This window comes from Thioclava sp. PTB-PU3-1, from assembly GCF_055666785.1.
This window is the reverse complement of record NZ_JBVNVL010000003.1, coordinates 147020-163537: the sequence shown is the minus strand read 5'-3', so window position 1 is coordinate 163537 and position 16518 is coordinate 147020. Positions and strand designations below refer to the sequence as shown.

The 16518-nt window shown below is 63.2% G+C and carries 18 protein-coding genes and 1 tRNA gene; 6 read left to right on the top strand and 13 right to left on the bottom strand.

Annotated features, from left to right (window positions below):
* Nucleotides 1–93 precede the first annotated feature (93 nt).
* Together ACZ7GB_RS10510 and ACZ7GB_RS10505 are read left to right on the top strand one after the other, a co-directional pair.
* Nucleotides 94–681, top strand: coding sequence for a sigma-70 family RNA polymerase sigma factor (locus ACZ7GB_RS10510; protein WP_472158614.1), 588 nt, complete (start codon nt 94–96; stop codon nt 679–681).
* Nucleotides 678–1316: a ChrR family anti-sigma-E factor gene (locus ACZ7GB_RS10505; protein WP_098409528.1), complete on the top strand. Its 639-nt coding sequence runs from the start codon at nt 678–680 to the stop codon at nt 1314–1316. The genes ACZ7GB_RS10510 and ACZ7GB_RS10505 overlap by 4 nt, the downstream gene beginning before the upstream one ends.
* 4 nt (nt 1317–1320) lie before the next feature.
* On the opposite strand, the gene ACZ7GB_RS10500 is transcribed toward ACZ7GB_RS10505, so the two are convergent.
* The 8 genes from ACZ7GB_RS10500 to leuB form a co-directional block, all read right to left on the bottom strand.
* The gene (locus ACZ7GB_RS10500; RefSeq protein WP_472158613.1) at nt 1321–2220 is read right to left on the bottom strand and encodes a glycosyltransferase; all 900 of its coding nucleotides are present in this window, start codon (nt 2218–2220) and stop codon (nt 1321–1323) included.
* A gap of 15 nt (nt 2221–2235) precedes the next feature.
* Nucleotides 2236–3105: a glucose-1-phosphate thymidylyltransferase RfbA gene (rfbA, locus tag ACZ7GB_RS10495; protein WP_472158612.1), complete on the bottom strand. Its 870-nt coding sequence runs from the start codon at nt 3103–3105 to the stop codon at nt 2236–2238.
* Nucleotides 3102–3947, bottom strand: a complete 846-nt coding sequence (rfbD, locus tag ACZ7GB_RS10490; protein ID WP_472158611.1) for a dTDP-4-dehydrorhamnose reductase — start codon at nt 3945–3947, stop codon at nt 3102–3104. The genes rfbA and rfbD overlap by 4 nt, the downstream gene beginning before the upstream one ends.
* On the bottom strand, nt 3944–4981 hold the full coding sequence (gene rfbB / locus ACZ7GB_RS10485; protein ID WP_472158609.1) for a dTDP-glucose 4,6-dehydratase: 1038 nt from the start codon (nt 4979–4981) through the stop codon (nt 3944–3946). The genes rfbD and rfbB overlap by 4 nt, the downstream gene beginning before the upstream one ends.
* On the bottom strand, nt 4978–5550 hold the full coding sequence (gene rfbC / locus ACZ7GB_RS10480) for a dTDP-4-dehydrorhamnose 3,5-epimerase (protein WP_472158608.1): 573 nt from the start codon (nt 5548–5550) through the stop codon (nt 4978–4980). Before rfbC ends, rfbB begins: the two co-directional genes overlap by 4 nt.
* 99 nt (nt 5551–5649) lie before the next feature.
* Nucleotides 5650–5726 (bottom strand) — tRNA-Pro (locus tag ACZ7GB_RS10475).
* Between the two features lie 52 nt (nt 5727–5778).
* Nucleotides 5779–6756: a DMT family transporter gene (locus tag ACZ7GB_RS10470; RefSeq protein ID WP_078522643.1), complete on the bottom strand. Its 978-nt coding sequence runs from the start codon at nt 6754–6756 to the stop codon at nt 5779–5781.
* Nucleotides 6757–6872: 116 nt separating this feature from the next.
* Nucleotides 6873–7976, bottom strand: coding sequence for a 3-isopropylmalate dehydrogenase (gene leuB / locus ACZ7GB_RS10465; RefSeq protein ID WP_078541515.1), 1104 nt, complete (start codon nt 7974–7976; stop codon nt 6873–6875).
* Between the two features lie 216 nt (nt 7977–8192).
* Here leuB and ACZ7GB_RS10460 point away from each other — a divergent pair, with 216 nt between their 5' ends.
* Nucleotides 8193–9113 (top strand): Rossmann-fold NAD(P)-binding domain-containing protein, encoded by a 921-nt coding sequence (locus ACZ7GB_RS10460; RefSeq protein ID WP_472158606.1) that lies wholly within the window; start codon nt 8193–8195, stop codon nt 9111–9113.
* Here ACZ7GB_RS10460 and ACZ7GB_RS10455 read toward each other — a convergent pair.
* The 5 genes from ACZ7GB_RS10455 to leuC form a co-directional block, all read right to left on the bottom strand.
* Nucleotides 9077–10099 (bottom strand): endonuclease/exonuclease/phosphatase family protein, encoded by a 1023-nt coding sequence (locus ACZ7GB_RS10455; RefSeq protein ID WP_472158605.1) that lies wholly within the window; start codon nt 10097–10099, stop codon nt 9077–9079. The genes ACZ7GB_RS10460 and ACZ7GB_RS10455 overlap by 37 nt on opposite strands.
* A gap of 11 nt (nt 10100–10110) precedes the next feature.
* Nucleotides 10111–10938, bottom strand: coding sequence for a hypothetical protein (locus ACZ7GB_RS10450; RefSeq protein WP_133052000.1), 828 nt, complete (start codon nt 10936–10938; stop codon nt 10111–10113).
* 272 nt (nt 10939–11210) lie between these two features.
* Nucleotides 11211–11723 (bottom strand): HdeD family acid-resistance protein, encoded by a 513-nt coding sequence (locus ACZ7GB_RS10445; protein WP_472158603.1) that lies wholly within the window; start codon nt 11721–11723, stop codon nt 11211–11213.
* A 125-nt stretch (nt 11724–11848) separates the two neighbouring features.
* Nucleotides 11849–12454: a 3-isopropylmalate dehydratase small subunit gene (gene leuD, locus ACZ7GB_RS10440; protein WP_078522648.1), complete on the bottom strand. Its 606-nt coding sequence runs from the start codon at nt 12452–12454 to the stop codon at nt 11849–11851.
* 12 nt (nt 12455–12466) lie between these two features.
* On the bottom strand, nt 12467–13888 hold the full coding sequence (gene leuC / locus ACZ7GB_RS10435) for a 3-isopropylmalate dehydratase large subunit (protein WP_078522649.1): 1422 nt from the start codon (nt 13886–13888) through the stop codon (nt 12467–12469).
* 266 nt (nt 13889–14154) lie between these two features.
* Between leuC and ACZ7GB_RS10430 the strand changes: the two genes are divergently transcribed.
* The 3 genes from ACZ7GB_RS10430 to rlmH all read left to right on the top strand — a co-directional run bounded on the left by ACZ7GB_RS10430 (nt 14155) and on the right by rlmH (nt 16483).
* Nucleotides 14155–15510, top strand: a complete 1356-nt coding sequence (locus ACZ7GB_RS10430) for a mechanosensitive ion channel family protein (protein ID WP_472158602.1) — start codon at nt 14155–14157, stop codon at nt 15508–15510.
* A gap of 132 nt (nt 15511–15642) precedes the next feature.
* Complete coding sequence (gene rsfS / locus ACZ7GB_RS10425) at nt 15643–16005, top strand: ribosome silencing factor (RefSeq protein ID WP_075776745.1); 363 nt, start codon at nt 15643–15645, stop codon at nt 16003–16005.
* 10 nt (nt 16006–16015) lie between these two features.
* The gene (rlmH, locus tag ACZ7GB_RS10420; RefSeq protein WP_078522651.1) at nt 16016–16483 is read left to right on the top strand and encodes a 23S rRNA (pseudouridine(1915)-N(3))-methyltransferase RlmH; all 468 of its coding nucleotides are present in this window, start codon (nt 16016–16018) and stop codon (nt 16481–16483) included.
* The last annotated feature ends 35 nt before the right edge of the window (nt 16484–16518 follow it).

The following is a 16518-nucleotide window of genomic DNA, read 5'->3' as shown; positions in this document are numbered from 1 at the left end:
CGTATCGGTCACATGCTGAGAGATGCGACCATCAACTTCGACACCACAGGGACCCCGCCAATCGCGGCGGGTCAGGCCTTTGCCGGGAAGAGAATGGACGACAAGAAATCAGCGAAACCGACGCCCGAGGCGGCTTGCGAGCAGACCGATTGGCTCGTGGCCGTTCGTGATAAGCGTGACAAACTGGCCTTCGCGCGGCTCTATGATCACTTTTCGCCGCGACTGAAGGGGATGCTGGTACGGTCCGGCATGACACAGGCGGCGGCGGAGGATGTGGTTCAGGACGTGATGCTCACGATCTGGCGGAAGGCGCATCTTTACGACGAGACGCGGGCACGCGCCTCGGCATGGATTTACCGGATTGCGCGCAATCGGCAGATTGATGTGATCCGAAGACGGCCCCGGCCCGTTCCAGACGAGCTGATCGCCGAGGCCGAGACGCGAGAAACCCGAGAGGCCGATGCGGCGATCGGGCTGGAACAGGAAGCGGCGCAGCTGCGCGAAGCGATCGAGGCGCTGCCGGAAGCGCAGCGCGAGATCATCGAGCGGGCCTATGTGGGCGAACTCACACAGGCCGAAATACGCGAGGCGACGGGTCTCGCCCTTGGGACGATTAAATCGCGGATCCGGCTGGCGCTGGAGAAGCTTAGACACGAGTTAAGGGATCTGAGAGAAGAATGACCGAGATTACGCATCATTTGCCCGATTGGTTGGTACGGTCCTACGCGACCGGCTCGCTGGGTCATGCGTTTTCGCTGGTCGTGGCGGCGCATGTGAGCCAGTGCGACGAGTGTCGCGCACGGCTTGAAGCAGAGGAACTGGCGGGCGGGCTGGTTCTGGATGACCTGAAAGGCATGGCCCCCAGCGACGATTTGCGGCGACGTGTGTTTGACGGGTTGGACGACGACGATGTGATCGTCGCTGAGCAACCCGCGCGCGCCGGGATTTATCCGGGCGCCGTGGTTGAAGCGATGGGCGCCGACAGTCCGCGCTGGCGGGCCTTGGGCGGCGGCATCAAGCAAGCGATCCTGAGCGAGGATAAAGAAGGGTCGGCCCGGCTTCTCTATATTCCGCCGGGGATGGCGGTGCCGGATCACACGCATGGCGGGCTGGAATTGACGCTCGTGCTGCAGGGGTCCTTCTCGGACGAGACCGGGCGCTTTGGCGTCGGCGATGTGGAAGTGGCGGATGACGATCTCGATCACACGCCGATCGCGGGGATGGAGGATGTCTGCATCTGCCTCGCCGCCACCGATGCGCCGCTGAAGTTCAAGGGTCTTCTGCCGCGCTTGTTGCAGCCGATCTTCCGGATTTAAGACCCTAAATCCGCCGAAACACGGCCCCGATCCAAAGGGCAAGCGTTGCCGCCCGGCTTTGGCGATAGAGCCTCAGCCGGGCGAATTCTTTCAGACGGGCCGGAAAAGTCGCGTCGCGCATCCTCACAAAGCGATCGAAAACGGCCCGGTTCTCGGGCGTGAACCGATGCGCCGATGCGGTGAGAGCAGCACATTGATCGTCGATCCAGCACCGCCAATCGCCGGACAGCATACGCCCGAGTCGCGAAAGCTTGGCGCGTATTTTGACATTCGCCCCTTCCGCGTTGCCATCGTGTTGGCGGTAGAGCAGCGTGGGCTCCGCATCATAGGTGACCCGCGCGCCGTACCCGGTGAACAGCTGGTAGAGCCACCAGTCATGACGCGGCACGACCCGCAATTCGCGCGCCGCCGAGATGGCCAGTTCGGCCCCGGCCGGGTTCAGGAGAATGGTGTTTCCCGCCGCGATATTCTGCACCAGTGCATTGCGGAAAGACGGCGGGCGTGTGTGTCGAACGGAGAGATGCTGGTCTTCCAGATCAGCGTTGCAGACCCAAGTCCGACTGCAATAAAGCGCAGCGTCCCCCTCGCCCAATGCGACAATCCCGCGTGCAAGCCGATCCGGCAGCCAGACATCATCCTGATCACAAAAGGCGATGTAATCCTGCTGCGCGCTGTCGATTCCCCGCAGCAGAGACAGGAAATTCCCTCCCGCGCTGGTCCGCGGGCCTCTCACGATCTGCACATCATGGCTGCGGGCGAGCTCCGCCAAGACGTCGCGCGCGGCATCGCTTCGGCTGTCGTCACCGACGATCAGCCGCCAATCCCGATGGGTTTGCGCCGCGAGGCTTTCCAGTTGATCGCGCAGCTCCGGACCCGGATCGCGTGTCGCCATCAGGATCGTCACCCGCGCCACGGTCGCTTACTCGATCAGGCGCAGCAGATACTCACCATAGCTGTTCTTGCCGAATTTCTTTGCGCGGTCGGCGAGTGCGTCTGCACTGATCCAGCCCTTTTCGAAGGCGATCTCGTCGGGCGAGCCACTTTGCAGCCCCTGCCGCTCCTCCAACGTGCGGACGAAGTTGCCCGCGTCGAGCAAGCTGCCATGCGTTCCGGTGTCGAGCCAGGCGAAGCCGCGGCCCATCTGCGTGACAGAGAGCGCGCCATCGTGGAGGTAGGTTTCTAGAAGCGAGGTGATCTCCAACTCGCCGCGGGCAGAGGGGGTGATCGTCTTGGCGCGGTCCGGCGCGGTTTCATCGAGGAAGTAGAGCCCCGTGACCGCGAATTGCGACGGCGGCACTTCGGGCTTCTCGATGATCGCGCGCACTTTTCCGCTGTCGTCGAAATCCACCACGCCGTAGCGTTCGGGATCACGCACGCGGTAGCCGAAGACGGTGCCGCCATCCGTGGTCGCATTCGCCGCTTTCAGGATCTCGCCGAGACCCGCCCCGAAGAAGATGTTGTCGCCCAGCACCATCGCCGACGGGCTGCCGGCGAGGAACTCCTCGGCCAGCAAATAGGCCTGCGCCAGACCGTCGGGCGAGGGCTGCGTGATATAGGTGAGGCTCAGCCCCCATTGGCTGCCATCGCCGAGCGTGCGGATGAACTGCTCCTGATCATGCGGCGTCGTGATCACCGCGATCTCGCGGATGCCCGCCAGCATCAGCGTCGTCAGCGGATAGTAAATCATCGGCTTGTCATAGACCGGCAGAAGCTGCTTCGAGACGCCCATCGTGATCGGATAGAGCCGCGTGCCCGAGCCGCCCGCCAGAATGATCCCCTTGCGCGTCATATCGCCCCCAATTCGGTCAAAACCTCGTCCAATCCCGATCTCCAATCGGGTCTATTCAAGCCGAACACAGCCAGATCGCTGCAGTCGAGCCGCGAATTCAGCGGCCGTTTCGCGGGCGTCGGATAATCGGCGGTGGGAATGTCCTCTACCGTCACCTCCCGCCCGGCCCGCGCGAAGATCTCCCGCGCGAAGCCCGCCCAGCTTACATCGGGAGAGCCTGAGAAATGGTAAACGCCACTCTTCTCAGGCGCGCGCTGCAGTTCCTTCGCGATGGTAAGGCAAGCCTCGGCGAGCGCCTTGGCGGGCGTAGGTCCACCAACTTGGTCCGCAACGATCGTCAGGCGATAGCGGCTCTCCGACAGGCGCAGCATCGTCTTCACGAAATTCCCGCCATGGGCCGAGAAGACCCAGCTGGTGCGCAGAATGGCGAAGGGGCCGCCTGCAGCGCGGATTGCCTGTTCACCGGCGAGCTTGGTGCGGCCATAGGCACCCAGCGGGCCGGTCGGACCGGTGGGCTTGAACGGCGCGTCGCCCGAGCCGTCGAAGACGTAATCGGTGGAGATGTGAATGAGCGGGACACCGAGGTCGCAGCAGGCCTTGGCCATCGCGGCGGGCGCGTCACCGTTAACGGTTTGAGCGAGCGCCTCTTCTTCTTCGGCCTTGTCGACAGCCGTATAGGCGGCGGCATTGATCACGGCCTCAGGCTTCGCCTCCCGGATCGCTTTCGCTGCGGCGCCGGGATCACGCAAATCGACCCTATTCCGGCCTAAAAACGCCGCATCGGGCGCGAGGCGCTGTAGTTCCTGCGCGACTTGGCCGGTCTGTCCGAAGACGAGGATCATGCCTTGCCCAACCTTTCGCCGACGCCGTGCCGCTCCAGCAGCGGGCGCCACCAATCCTCGTTCTCGAGATACCAGCGCACGGTGCGTTCCAGCCCTTCCTCGACGGTGACGCTCGGCCGCCAGCCCAGCTCTTCGCGAATGCGGGTCGGGTCGATCGCGTAGCGGGCATCGTGGCCGGGGCGGTCTGTGACGAAGGTGATCAGGTCGGCATAGGGCGCGTCGCCCGGACGCAGCTTGTCGAGAATGGTGCAGATCGTCTGGACCAGCTCGAGGTTCGACCGCTCGTTCTCGCCGCCAATATTGTAGCTGCGGCCCAAAGCGCCCTTCTTCAGCACCAGAAGCAGCGCATCGGCGTGATCTTCGACATAGAGCCAGTCGCGCACGTTGGACCCGTCGCCATAGATCGGCAGCGGCTTGCCCGCGAGCGCGTTCAGGATCACGACCGGGATCAGCTTTTCCGGGAAGTGATAGGGGCCGTAATTGTTCGAGCAATTGGTGAGCACCACCGGCAGGCCATAGGTCTCGTGCCAGGCGCGCACGAGATGGTCCGAACCCGCTTTCGAGGCGGAATAGGGGCTGTTCGGGGCGTAGGGCGTCTCTTCGGTGAACTGGCCGGTGGGGCCGAGCGTGCCGTAAACCTCGTCGGTCGAGATGTGGTGGAAGCGGAAGCTCTCGGGGCGACCTTCACCCTCCCAAAAGCTGCGTGCCGCCTGCAGCATGTTGTAGGTGCCCATCACGTTGGTCTCGATGAAGGCACCGGGGCCGTCGATCGAACGGTCGACATGGCTTTCGGCCGCGAGATGCATCACCGCGTCGGGCTTGTGACGGGTGAAGATCGCCGTCAGCGCCTCGGGATCGCGGATATCGGCCTGCTCGAAGGCGTAGAGCGGACTGTCGGCGACGGGCGCGACATTCTCAAGGCAGGCGGCATAGGTCAGCGCGTCGAGGTTCACCACCTCATGCCCGCGCGAGACGGCGAGACGGACGACTGCGGAGCCGATGAACCCGGCGCCGCCGGTGACGAGGATCTTCATGCTGCGCCCTCCCATTTGAAGGGGCTGTCGAACCCGGAGAAAAGCGGCGCCTCGGCATCCTTACCGGACAAAACAGGTTCTATTCCTGCGGAAAGCGGCCAATCGATGCCCAGATCCGGGTCGTCCCAGCGGATCGCGCCCTCACACTCGGGCGCGTAGTAATCCGAGCATTTGTAGACGATCTCGGTGCCCGGCTCGAGCGTCACGAACCCATGCGCGAAGCCCGCCGGGATCAGGAGCTGCTTGCCGTTCTCGAAGCTCAATTCGGTGCCGAACCACTGGCCGTAGGTCGGGCTGCCCTTGCGGATATCCACCGCAACGTCCCAGAGCCGCCCACGGCTGCAACGCACCAGCTTCGCCTGCGCATGGGGCGGGGCCTGAAAATGCAGCCCGCGCACCGTGCCCACAGCCTCCGAGACCGAATGGTTGTCCTGCACGAAATCGATCTCGATCCCGGCCTCGGCAAATCGCTTCGCCGAATAGCTCTCGGAGAAAAATCCGCGGTGATCGCCGAATCGCTTCGGGGTGATCACAAGAACGCCGCTGAGTGGAGTTGGTTCGACCTGCATTCGCCTCGCCTTCATTGCTTCGGGAAAGTTGTGCCAAAGCACGGCCCGAAAGGCCAGCGACATCGCAAGACGCCAAGAAAAGAGGGGAAATCGGGAAAATGGTCGGAGCGAGAGGATTCGAACCTCCGACCCCCTGCTCCCGAAGCAGGTGCGCTACCAGGCTGCGCTACGCTCCGACCGTGGGCGGGGAATTAGCCGCTTGTGCAGGGTTTTGCAAGGGGGTCTGAGTCAGCTTCTTGAATTGCGTGCACGAAGGCCCAAAACGCGACCCAGAAGCGACGATCGCGGGGCGGTGACGGTCTCCGAGCGGCCCCTCGTGCGCAGCACCGGCTGGTTCTCGGAGACACGTGTTTCGCGAATGACGATGTAGATGCCCGAGAGGATCACCACGCCCGCGCCGACAAGCGTCGGGATGTCCACGCTCTCGTGGAAGATGATCCAGCCGTAAAAGACCGCCCAGAGGATCTGCGAATATTGCATCGGCGCGACGATGGCGGCCTCGCCCGCGCGATAGGCGAGGATTTGCAGGAACGACGCAGTCAGGCCGAAGATCGCGATCACCGCCATGAGACCGAGATCGCCGATCTGTAGCGGCTGCCAGACGAAGGGCAGAAGGATCGCCATGACGATCACGTTGCCCAGAAGCGGCGAGAGCAGCAGCACGACGGAGCGCTCCTCCGAGCCGATCTTACGCACGATCACCGAGGCCAGCGAGCCGGTGACCGCCGCCGTCATCGCCGCAAAGTGGCCGGGTGCGAGATCCGCCTGACCGGGGCGCACCACGATCACCACGCCGATCAGACCGAGGATGACCGCGGCCCATCGGTGAATGCCGACCTTCTCGCCCAGGATCGGGATCGAGAAGACAGTGACCAGCAGCGGCATCGCGAAGAGGAGCGGATAGACCTGCGCGAGCGGCAGGGTCGAGAAGGCGTAGAAAGCGCAGAGCCCGGTGACGACGGTGGTAAAGACCCGACCGACGACCCAGCCGGGGTGAACCGGGCGCAAGCTTCCCCCGCGCTTGTCGTTGAGCAGGATCACCGAGAGCAGCGGGAAAGACAGGAGCGCCGCGAAGAACACGATCTGAACCGGGGAGTAGGTCTGGCCCAGATGTTTGATGATGACGTCATGCGTGGCGAAAATCGCCATCGAGGTCAGGCCGAGGGACGCACCGCGTGCGTTTGATTTTCCGCCGAAATCGGGCATGGGAGGCTCCCGGTGTTATCGCTCACATCTTGAGCGGATGTTCGGGAGTTGCAAGGCCGCGGCATGAAAAAGGCGCGAGCTTGCGCCCGCGCCTTTCACAAAACTTGTCTCGTGGATCAGAGCGAGGCGTCGAGCGCTTCGATGATCTTGTCGCCCATCTCGGAGGTCGAGACCGGGGTGCCGCCTTCGGGGCCCATCAGGTCTGCGGTGCGCACGCCATCGGCCAGCACTTTCTCGATCGCGGTTTCCAGACGGGTCGCCTCGTCGCCCTGATCGAAGCTGTAGCGCAGCGCCATCGCGAAGCTGAGGATACAGGCGATCGGGTTGGCCTTGCCCTGCCCCGCAATGTCGGGGGCCGAACCGTGGACGGGCTCGTACATCGCTTTCGGGCGACCGTTCGCCATCGGCGCGCCGAGGCTTGCCGAGGGCAGCATCCCGAGCGAGCCGGTCAGCATCGCGGCGCAGTCGGACAGGATGTCGCCGAACAGGTTGTCGGTGACGATCACGTCGAACTGCTTGGGCGCGCGCACGAGCTGCATCGCGCCGTTATCCGCATACATGTGGCTCAGTTCGACTTCCGGGTATTCCTCGCCGACGCGGGTCACGACCTCGCGCCAGAGTATGCCCGACTCCATCACGTTGGCTTTCTCCATCGAGCAGAGCTTCTTGTTGCGCTTCATCGCCAGTTCGAACGCAGCACGGGCTGCGCGCTCGATCTCGGACTCGGTGTAGCGCTGGGTGTTGATGCCGACGCGCTCGTTGCCTTCTTCGAAGATGCCGCGCGGCTCGCCGAAATAGACACCCGAGGTCAGTTCGCGCACGATCATGATGTCGAGGCCTGCAACCACGTCCTTCTTCAGCGAGGAGAAATCGGCCAGCGCGTCGAAGCATTGCGCGGGGCGCAGGTTGGCAAACAGATCCATCTCCTTGCGCAGACGCAGCAGGCCGCGCTCGGGCTTCACCGAGAAGTCGAGCACGTCGTATTTCGGACCGCCCACGGCGCCGAGCAGAACCGCGTCCACTTCCTGCGCCTTCGCCATCGTCTCATCGGCCAGCGGCACGCCGTGCTTGTCATAGGCCGCACCACCGACGAGGTCTTCGCTGACGTCGAAGGCGAGATCGCGCTTGGCACCGTACCAGTCGATGACTTTGCGAACCTCGGCCATGACTTCGGGGCCGATCCCGTCGCCGGGCAGGATGAGGATGGAGGGGTTGGACATGAGGATAATCTCCCAAGAAAACAGGGTCTCGAAGGGCGTATCCCCTGCCCGCCCCTTGGTCAAGCGGCACGGGTCGCGAAACCGTGTCTGGACGATCGGCAAGCGGTTGCCGAGGCTTCGGCGGGCTTTTGCGGATCGAGTGGTTGGCGAGTGGCCCCCGCACGCGTATGAGCGCATGCTAGAGTTTAGAGCAGGCAGACGACACATGAGGGCGAAATGAATCGCAGGGTACTGATCCTGGGAATGGGCGGTTTGTTCGGATCTGCTGCGGCACGGTCCTTCAGGGCCGCTGGCTGGGACGTCGATCGCTATCGCCGGGGCACCGATATGGCGATCGCGGCGCGCGGGGCGCGGTGGATCGTGAACGCGATGAACCCGCCGAATTACCACGACTGGGCGAACCAGATCCCCCAGATCACCAAGCAGGTTCTGGCCGCCTCGCGCGACAGCGGGGCCTCCGTGATGGTGCCGGGCAATGTCTATGTCTACGGGCGCGAGCCGTCTCCATGGAGTGCTTCGACCCCGCATCACGCCTGCACCCGCAAGGGCAAGATCCGCGCCGAGATGGAGGCGCGCTATCGCGCCCATGCCGAAGAGGGCCGTTCGGTCGCGATCCTGCGCGGCGGCGATTTCCTGAATGCCGAGTCGCCCGACACGCTGATGAACCGGGTGATGCTGAAGGATTTGCGCAAGGGCAAGATCACCGCGCTCGGCAAGCCCGATGCGCAGCGCGTCTATGCCGATCTCGAGGATATGACCCGGATCGCCGTGCAACTGGCCGAGACCGAAGATCACACGCCCGGTCTGCTCGACCTCGGTTTTCCCGGCACGCGGTTCTCTGCGCGCGAACTGGCCGAGGAATTCTCGAGTCAGATGGGGCGCGACATCTCGATCAAGAAATTCCCGTGGACGGCGCTACTGCTTGCCTCGCCCGCATGGGAGCTGGCACGCGAGCTGCGCGAAATGCGCTACCTGTTCGACATGAGCCACGAGATCGACGGCACTGATTTTCACGCGCGCTTCCCGGAATTCACGCCGAAGACGCTTCAGCGCGTGGTGTTCGAACATCTCTATATCCGGGGCCTCAAGGTCGTACCCGATCAGGGCAATGCGATGTCGAGCCACACCATCTTGTGACGCGAGGCGGCTTCGGCCGCCTTCGCCAATGGCGCCCCCGGCTTCGGCCAGACGACGCCCGCCCCCGTCACCCTCAAGTCGGTCGACGGCAGAACGTAATCGAGCCGCAGATTGCCCGGCCCGTCGTAATCGGCGGTATCGAGGCCCGGATCGCCTTCATGCACGGGATCGGTCGCTTGCGTCGCGCCGTCACTGCGCGGCAGCAGGTCTTGCAGATGCGGGCCGTTCAGCAGCAGATCGAGCGCGTCGCGCCGCCCCTCCCCGTCTTTCGGGTCGAGATTGGCGTCGCCTAGCAGGATCACCGGCGCCTCGGGCGGCAGCGCGTCGAGTTCCCCATCCAGATACCGGAGCCAAAAGGCGATCTCGTCACGATTGCGGCGGCCGTTGCGATCCTCCGGCCCGTCGAAAACCGGCGGCGTTGCGGCGAAGGCCAGAAGATGCAGCGGCTCGCCCGAAGGCAGTTGGAGCGGCACATCCCAATGCGCGGTGGAGCTGAGACGCTGCACCTCCAGCGCCTCCGGCGACAGCTCCGCCCCTGCGCTTTGCCCGTCAGGCAGGTCCTTCCACAGCATCGCGGAGAAGTCGCGCGCGCGGTCGGCCTCGATCGGGTAACGCGACAGCAGCGCCAGACCGCCCTGCCCCGGAAACCGCCCGTAGCCCTGCGCATCGCGCGCGTCCCCAAGCTTGCCGTTACCGTCTAGATCCACCCCGCTCGGCCAGCCGCTATTGGGGCGCGGCGCGAAAAGATGCGGATAGGACTGCGCGAAAGTCTCATTCAGCGCGGCCAGCGCCTGCCCGTCATAGTCCCAGTCGATCCCGGTCAGCAAAAGCACATCCGGTGCGATCGCATCGACGATCCGCGTCACAGCCGCGACCTGCGCTGTGTCGTTGCGGATATCTTTCAGCAAAAGCCCCGGACCCCGGCGCGACAACCCGGCATCCCATGTCGCCACGCGCAGGCTCTCTGCCGCGGCGGGCAGCGCCAAGAACGCCGCGATCAGGCCGGCAAGTAGTCGCTCGCCCCGGAAGCGAGACGCTTGTTTTCGATCATTTGCGCCACCCGCGCCAGCGCGATGCCGCGCATGAACAGGCTTGCGGGAAGGAAGGCCCATGCCGTCACCATCCAGATCATCGTGTGGGGCACTTCCAGCGTCACGATCACGAAACTGACCGAGACGAGTTTGAGCACCGCCGGAATAAGGAAGGGCAAAAGGAAGCCCAGCGCAATGTTGAACCAGGAATCGCGGCGCAGGCGCTCGACCACATCGCCGCCTGCGGTCGGGTCGAAAGTCGGCAGATTGACCCAGACGTTGAATTTCGTATGCGCCTGCGGCCAGCCCATGATCCGCATGACGATGACGAAATAGCCAAGGGTCAGCAGCGAGATCAGATAGGCCATCCCCGCAGCAGTGCGCACCAGCGCGACCTGATGCAGTGAGGCATCCGCTGGCAGCGCGAGTTGCAGCAGGCGAACGGGGCTGTAAGGCACGTCGATGGAGCTGGCGACGGTCGTGCCTAGAACCTCGATCAGCCGGGTCAGCGTCGAGGCGTGATATTGCGACTGCACCGCCAACGAGAGCAGCAGCACGGTCAGGAACAGCGACATGAAGCGGATGCGGTTGAAGGGCGGCGCATCGCGGAACTCGATCAGGCCGGGATAAACGGAAGCATATTCGAAAAGGGTCAGCGCGAAACCGAACAGCGCCATCAGCGCCACGATCTGTGCGGTGTCACTACTGGTATCGGGCAGAATGAGCGCGGGGGTGCAGATCACCACCGCGACGAGGATCGCGCGAACAAGCGCCCCTGAGAGACGTGAGAACACAGTTACCCTACCCTTCCCTGCGGTCGGATGCGGTACATTGCCGATCCTTTTACCCGCAAGACGCGCGCCGACTGTGGCGCGCTGCCTCAAACTTGCCATGATTTTGCCCAAGTTCCCGATCCAAGCAAATAGTGTTTTCAGACTCTGTGCCGCATTAAGGCATTTTCTTGGAAGACCTGGTGCGACATTGCATCAACAAAGGTGCAAAAATGTGGCAACCTAGGAGGCGAAACCATATTTTGTGGATCAAGGGGTTAGCGCCTCAAAAACCCTCAGGAGTCGCGATTGGCAAAGCCGAGTGCGGCAAGCCCGACACCATCCGCCAGCAGCTGGATTCCTAGCAAAAGTCCAAGGATTTGCGTCGCAATCTGATCGAACGCAGAGAAGATCAGCACGCCGATCAGGATCGAAACCGCGCCCGACAGGACCAGCATCCACCGCAGACGCGGTCCGGCAAGGCGCAGACCGATGAGCAAGCGCAACGCGCCCATCAGCAGGAAGAGCACGCCGACCACCGCCGCGAGCGACACCGTGCCGGACATCGGATCGGCCATCAGCCAGACGCCGACGACGATGTTGAGAAGTGCGATCAGCGCATGCCACGCCCGATGCGCCCCGTCGCGGTCGTTGAAGGCGAGCCACGCCTGCACCACCCCGGCGATCAGGAAGAGGATGCCGACGAAGGTGGTCAGGGCCAGCGAGGTCGCGAAGGGATTCGAGATGGCCGCAACGCCGAGAACGATCAGCACGAGGCCGGTCACCAGAAACAGGGTCGAAACGCGCATCGCATCATCCTCTCGATCTACGTCAAATGATGAACCCTACCACGCGCGCCGGGTTCCCGCGCCCCCTCTCATGTAAAAAGCCGCCCCGGTTGGAGCGGCTTTCCACGTGGCGAAAGCGTCTTAGGTTACACCCAGGGACGCGCCTGATGCATCTGCGTCTCGAACGTGTCGATGGCCGCGGCCTTCTCCAGCGTCAGGCCGATATCGTCCAGACCTTCGAGCAGGCAGTGCTTCTTGAACGCGTCGACGTCGAACTTGATCGTCTCGCCTTCCGAGGTCGTGATCTCCTGGTTCTCGAGATCGACGGTCATCCGTGCGTTCGAGCCCTTCTCGGCATCCTTCATCAGCATGTCGACCTGCTCCTGCGGAAGCACGATCGGCAGCATCCCGTTCTTGAACGAGTTGTTGTAGAAGATGTCGGCGAAGGAGGTCGAAACGATCACCTTGATGCCGAAATCGGCCAGCGCCCACGGGGCGTGCTCGCGCGAGGAGCCGCAGCCGAAGTTGTCGCCGACCACGAGGATCTGCGCTTCGCGATATTGCGGCTTGTTGAGCACGAAGTCGGGGTTCTCGTTGCCCTGACGGTCGTAACGCATCTCGTCGAACGCATGCACGCCGAGACCGGTGCGCTTGATCGTCTTCAGGAAGCCCTTGGGGATGATCATATCGGTGTCGATATTGACCAGCGGCATGGGGGCGGCGATCCCGGTGACTTTTTCGAACTTTTCCATTCTCGTCGCTCCTTACGCGTCTTCCAGTTCCATCAGCTTGCGCACATCGGTCAGATGACCGGTGACAGCAGCTGCGGCGGCCATTTGCGGGCTCATCAGATGGGTGCGGCCCTTGTAGCCCTGACGCCCTTCGAAGTTGCGGTTCGAGGTCGATGCGCAACGCTCGCCCTCGGCCAGCTGGTCGGGGTTCATCGCGAGACACATCGAACAGCCCGCCATGCGCCATTCGAAACCTGCGTCGAGGAAGATCTTGTCCAGACCTTCTTCCTCCGCCTGAGCCCGCACGAGACCCGAGCCCGGCACGACCATCGCGCGGACGCCGTCGGCCAGCTTGCGGCCTTTGACGACTTCGGCGGCGGCGCGCAGATCCTCGATCCGGCCGTTGGTGCAGGACCCGATGAAGACCACGTCGATCTTGATGTCGGTCAGCTTGGTGCCAGCTTCGAGGCCCATGTAGTCGAGCGCACGCTTGGCCGCTTCGACCTTGCCGCCCTTGAAGTCTTCCGGCGCCGGAACGGAGCCCGAGATCGGCAGCACGTCCTCGGGCGAGGTGCCCCAAGTCACGACCGGTTCGATCTCTTCGGCCTTGATGGTGACGACCTTGTCGAAATGCGCGCCCTCATCGGTGTAGAGTTGCTTCCACCAATGCAGAGCCGCCTCCCATTGCGCGCCTTTCGGAGCGTGGGCCCGGCCTTTGACATACTCGAACGTCTTCTCGTCCGGGGCGATGAGGCCAGCGCGCGCGCCGCCTTCGATCGCCATGTTGCAGACTGTCATACGGCCTTCCATCGACAGATCGCGGATCGCTTCGCCGCAATATTCGATGACATGGCCAGTGCCGCCGGCGGTGCCGGTCGCACCGATGACCGACAGCGTGATGTCCTTGGCGGTGACGCCCGGACGCAGCTTGCCGGTGATTTCGACCTTCATGTTCTTCGACTTCGATTGGATCAGCGTCTGGGTGGCCAGAACGTGCTCCACTTCCGAGGTGCCGATGCCATGGGCGAGCGCGCCGAACGCGCCATGCGTCGCAGTGTGGCTATCGCCGCAGACGACGGTCATGCCCGGCAGGGTCCAGCCCTGTTCGGGGCCGACGATGTGGACGATGCCCTGACGCACGTCGGAGACCGGGTAATAGTTCACCCCGAAATCCTTGGCGTTCTTGTCGAGCGCGTCGACCTGAATCCGGCTTTCCTCGTTCTCGATCCCCTTGGCGCGGTCGAGCGTGGTCGGCACGTTGTGATCCGGAACGGCGATGGTTTTCTCCGGCGCGCGCACCTTGCGGCCCGCAATGCGCAGCCCTTCGAAGGCTTGCGGCGAGGTCACTTCGTGGACGAGGTGACGGTCGATATAGAGCAGGCTGGTGCCGTCTTCGTCTTCGGACACGACATGCGCGTCCCAGATCTTGTCATAGAGGGTCTTCGGAGCAGACATGGCTCTCACTTTCTTTGGATGGCTGGCCTAAAAACGGCCGTTTGTCAGACATGGGACAGCAGGCGCAGATATGCGCCCGCGGGCGCAGAGCATCAAAGTCGTGCCAGCACCGAGCGGCTTTCGCCGTAGAAGCGCTCGCGAAGGCGGGCGCGGTCATCCATGTCGAAAACGAGTGTCATGGGGCGCTAAATACGGCGAATCCGTCTCTGAGGCAATCGAAGAGTCCGTGTTTGGACTGATCGCAAAACCGGGCTAACGTCATTTTCATGGATTTCGCGAATGGGGACATCGTCAAGATATTGGCTTCGATCTGGGCGCAGATCGAAATCTTCCTCAATTCGATCGTGCTGCCCTCGCGGCTTTGGCAGTTCGGGATCATCGCGGCGTGTTTCGCGCTGGCCCATCTGGGGCGGATCTGGCTTGCCCCGAAAGTCGATGACTGGGGACGTCGGCGCGAGCTTTCGACCCGCCAGCTGCGCCTGCTGATCCTGTTCCGGCAACGCCTGCGCGGCTTCCTCTTCGTTCTTCTCGCCTGGGCGTCGGTCTTCGTGCTCGAGGCGACCAAAGGCTTTTATTCCTGGCGCTTCCTCGTGGTGCTGGTGGCAACGCTGGTCACGGCGTGGCTGGTCGTCGGTCTCGTCGCGCGACTGATCCGCAACGCGCTTCTGCGCCGCATCGTGCGCTGGGGCGCGTGGATCTGGGTGACGCTCTATTATCTCGGGCTGTGGGACGAGACCGTGCGGCTTCTGAACGGCACGGCGGTCGAATTCGGGGATTTCCGGATCACGGCCTACGGCGTCCTCAAGGCGCTGGTGCTGACGACGATCCTGCTGTCGGTCGCGCGGATCATCTCGGGGCAGACCTCGGTGCGGCTGCGCACCAACGAGGATATCAGCCCCTCGATGTCGGAGCTGGTCATCAAGGTGATGCAGGTTCTGCTCTATGGCGCGGCGCTGTTCATCGGGATCAAGGCGGTGGGCTTCGACCTGACCGGGCTTGCCGTTCTGTCCGGTGCTATCGGCGTCGGCCTTGGCTTCGGTCTGCAGAAGGTCGTGTCGAACCTCGTCTCGGGCGTGATCATCCTGCTGGATAAGTCGATCAAGCCCGGCGACGTGATCAGCCTTGGCGAGACCTTCGGCTGGATCAATTCGCTCGGCGCGCGCTACGTCTCTGTCGTTACGCGCGACGGCAAGGAATACCTGATCCCGAACGAAGACCTGATCACTGGGCAGGTGGTCAACTGGTCCCATTCCAACGAATTCGTGCGGATCGACCTGCCCTTCGGCACCTCCTATCACGACGACCCGCACGTGGTGCGCAAGCTGGCGGTGGAGGCCGCGCAATCGGTGAACCGCGTTTTGAAAAACCGCCCGACCGTGTGTCACGTGACCGGGTTCGGGGACAGTTCGGTCGATTATCTCCTGCGGTTCTGGATCACGGACCCCGTCGAAGGGCTGACGAACGTGCGCGGGCAGGTCTTCCTCGCATTGTGGGATACATTCAAGGCAAACGGCATTTCGATCCCGTTCCCGCAGCGCGAAGTGCGTTTGCTCGAAGGTTCGCAACTGGACTTGCAACCCGGGCCGGAAACGCATAGCGAAAATTCGCCGCATGAAAATTGAAATTGAACCTTCGGGATGCTATTTTCGGAGGACGTCCAGCGCCGGGGCCATTTCGGTGCGTAACATCTGGAGGACCATGTCCTGTCTCATCTTTCCATCGTGCCGAGTGATGCCGGCACAAAGGCAGCGGCCATGAATACACGGGCCGTCAATGCCGAAGCGACGAGCGAAGAAATCCTCGCGCGCGTCATCTCTTCCCTCGAAGACGACAAGGCCGAAGATATCGTGACCATCGACCTGCGCGGTCGGTCCTCGATCGGTGACTATATGGTTGTCTGTTCCGGGCGCAGCACGCGTCAGGTCAGCGCCATCGCCGAGAACCTGACCGAGCGGCTGAAGCACGAATTCGACCGGGCTTGCAAAGTCGAGGGCAAGGATCAGGGCGACTGGGTGCTGATCGACAGCTCCGACGTCATCGTTCACGTCTTCCGCCCGGAAGTGCGCGAGTTTTATCAGCTGGAAAAGATGTGGATGCCCGCGGGCGCCCCCGTCTGAGTTCGGCTGCATGAAGATCACGATCTGCGCGGTGGGCCGCTTGCGCAAGGGGCCCGAACGCGAGCTGATCGACGACTACCTGAAACGCTTCGAGAAATCCGGGCGCGCCTTCGGGCTCGGCCCGGCTTCCGTCGTCGAGGTCGAAGACAAGAAGGGCCTGGGGCAGGGCGCAGAGGCAGACCTGCTGAGCCGCGCCATTCCTGATGGATCGGTGATCGTCACGCTCGACGAGCGCGGCAGCCTGATCTCATCGCCCGAATTTGCCACGAAGCTGCAAGGCTGGCGCGATCAGGCGCGTGATGTGGCTTTCGTGATCGGCGGCGCGGACGGGATCGACCCGTCCCTGCGCAGCCGCGCCGAGTTCTCGATCTCTTTCGGCAAGATGGTCTGGCCGCATATGCTGGCCCGCGTCATGCTGACCGAACAGATCTACCGCGCCGGCCAGATCATCGCCGGCACCCCCTATCACCGCGTCTGATCAGCACATCTTAACCTGTGCCATTTTAACCTGAG

What these genes read in the sequence shown, in the direction of transcription:
- rfbA (WP_472158612.1), bottom strand. Translation starts at nt 3,105, where the DNA reads ATGACGCGCAAGGGGATCATTCTGGCGGGCGGCTCGGGCACGCGGCTC.
- ACZ7GB_RS10505 (WP_098409528.1), top strand. Translation starts at nt 678, where the DNA reads ATGACCGAGATTACGCATCATTTGCCCGATTGGTTGGTACGGTCCTAC.
- rsfS (WP_075776745.1), top strand. Translation starts at nt 15,643, where the DNA reads ATGAATACACGGGCCGTCAATGCCGAAGCGACGAGCGAAGAAATCCTC.
- leuD (WP_078522648.1), bottom strand. Translation starts at nt 12,454, where the DNA reads ATGGAAAAGTTCGAAAAAGTCACCGGGATCGCCGCCCCCATGCCGCTG.
- rfbD (WP_472158611.1), bottom strand. Translation starts at nt 3,947, where the DNA reads ATGATCCTCGTCTTCGGACAGACCGGCCAAGTCGCGCAGGAACTACAG.
- ACZ7GB_RS10445 (WP_472158603.1), bottom strand. Translation starts at nt 11,723, where the DNA reads ATGCGCGTTTCGACCCTGTTTCTGGTGACCGGCCTCGTGCTGATCGTT.
- rfbC (WP_472158608.1), bottom strand. Translation starts at nt 5,550, where the DNA reads ATGCAGGTCGAACCAACTCCACTCAGCGGCGTTCTTGTGATCACCCCG.
- rlmH (WP_078522651.1), top strand. Translation starts at nt 16,016, where the DNA reads ATGAAGATCACGATCTGCGCGGTGGGCCGCTTGCGCAAGGGGCCCGAA.
- ACZ7GB_RS10430 (WP_472158602.1), top strand. Translation starts at nt 14,155, where the DNA reads ATGGATTTCGCGAATGGGGACATCGTCAAGATATTGGCTTCGATCTGG.
- rfbB (WP_472158609.1), bottom strand. Translation starts at nt 4,981, where the DNA reads ATGAAGATCCTCGTCACCGGCGGCGCCGGGTTCATCGGCTCCGCAGTC.
- leuC (WP_078522649.1), bottom strand. Translation starts at nt 13,888, where the DNA reads ATGTCTGCTCCGAAGACCCTCTATGACAAGATCTGGGACGCGCATGTC.
- ACZ7GB_RS10460 (WP_472158606.1), top strand. Translation starts at nt 8,193, where the DNA reads ATGAATCGCAGGGTACTGATCCTGGGAATGGGCGGTTTGTTCGGATCT.
- leuB (WP_078541515.1), bottom strand. Translation starts at nt 7,976, where the DNA reads ATGTCCAACCCCTCCATCCTCATCCTGCCCGGCGACGGGATCGGCCCC.
- ACZ7GB_RS10470 (WP_078522643.1), bottom strand. Translation starts at nt 6,756, where the DNA reads ATGCCCGATTTCGGCGGAAAATCAAACGCACGCGGTGCGTCCCTCGGC.
- ACZ7GB_RS10510 (WP_472158614.1), top strand. Translation starts at nt 94, where the DNA reads ATGGACGACAAGAAATCAGCGAAACCGACGCCCGAGGCGGCTTGCGAG.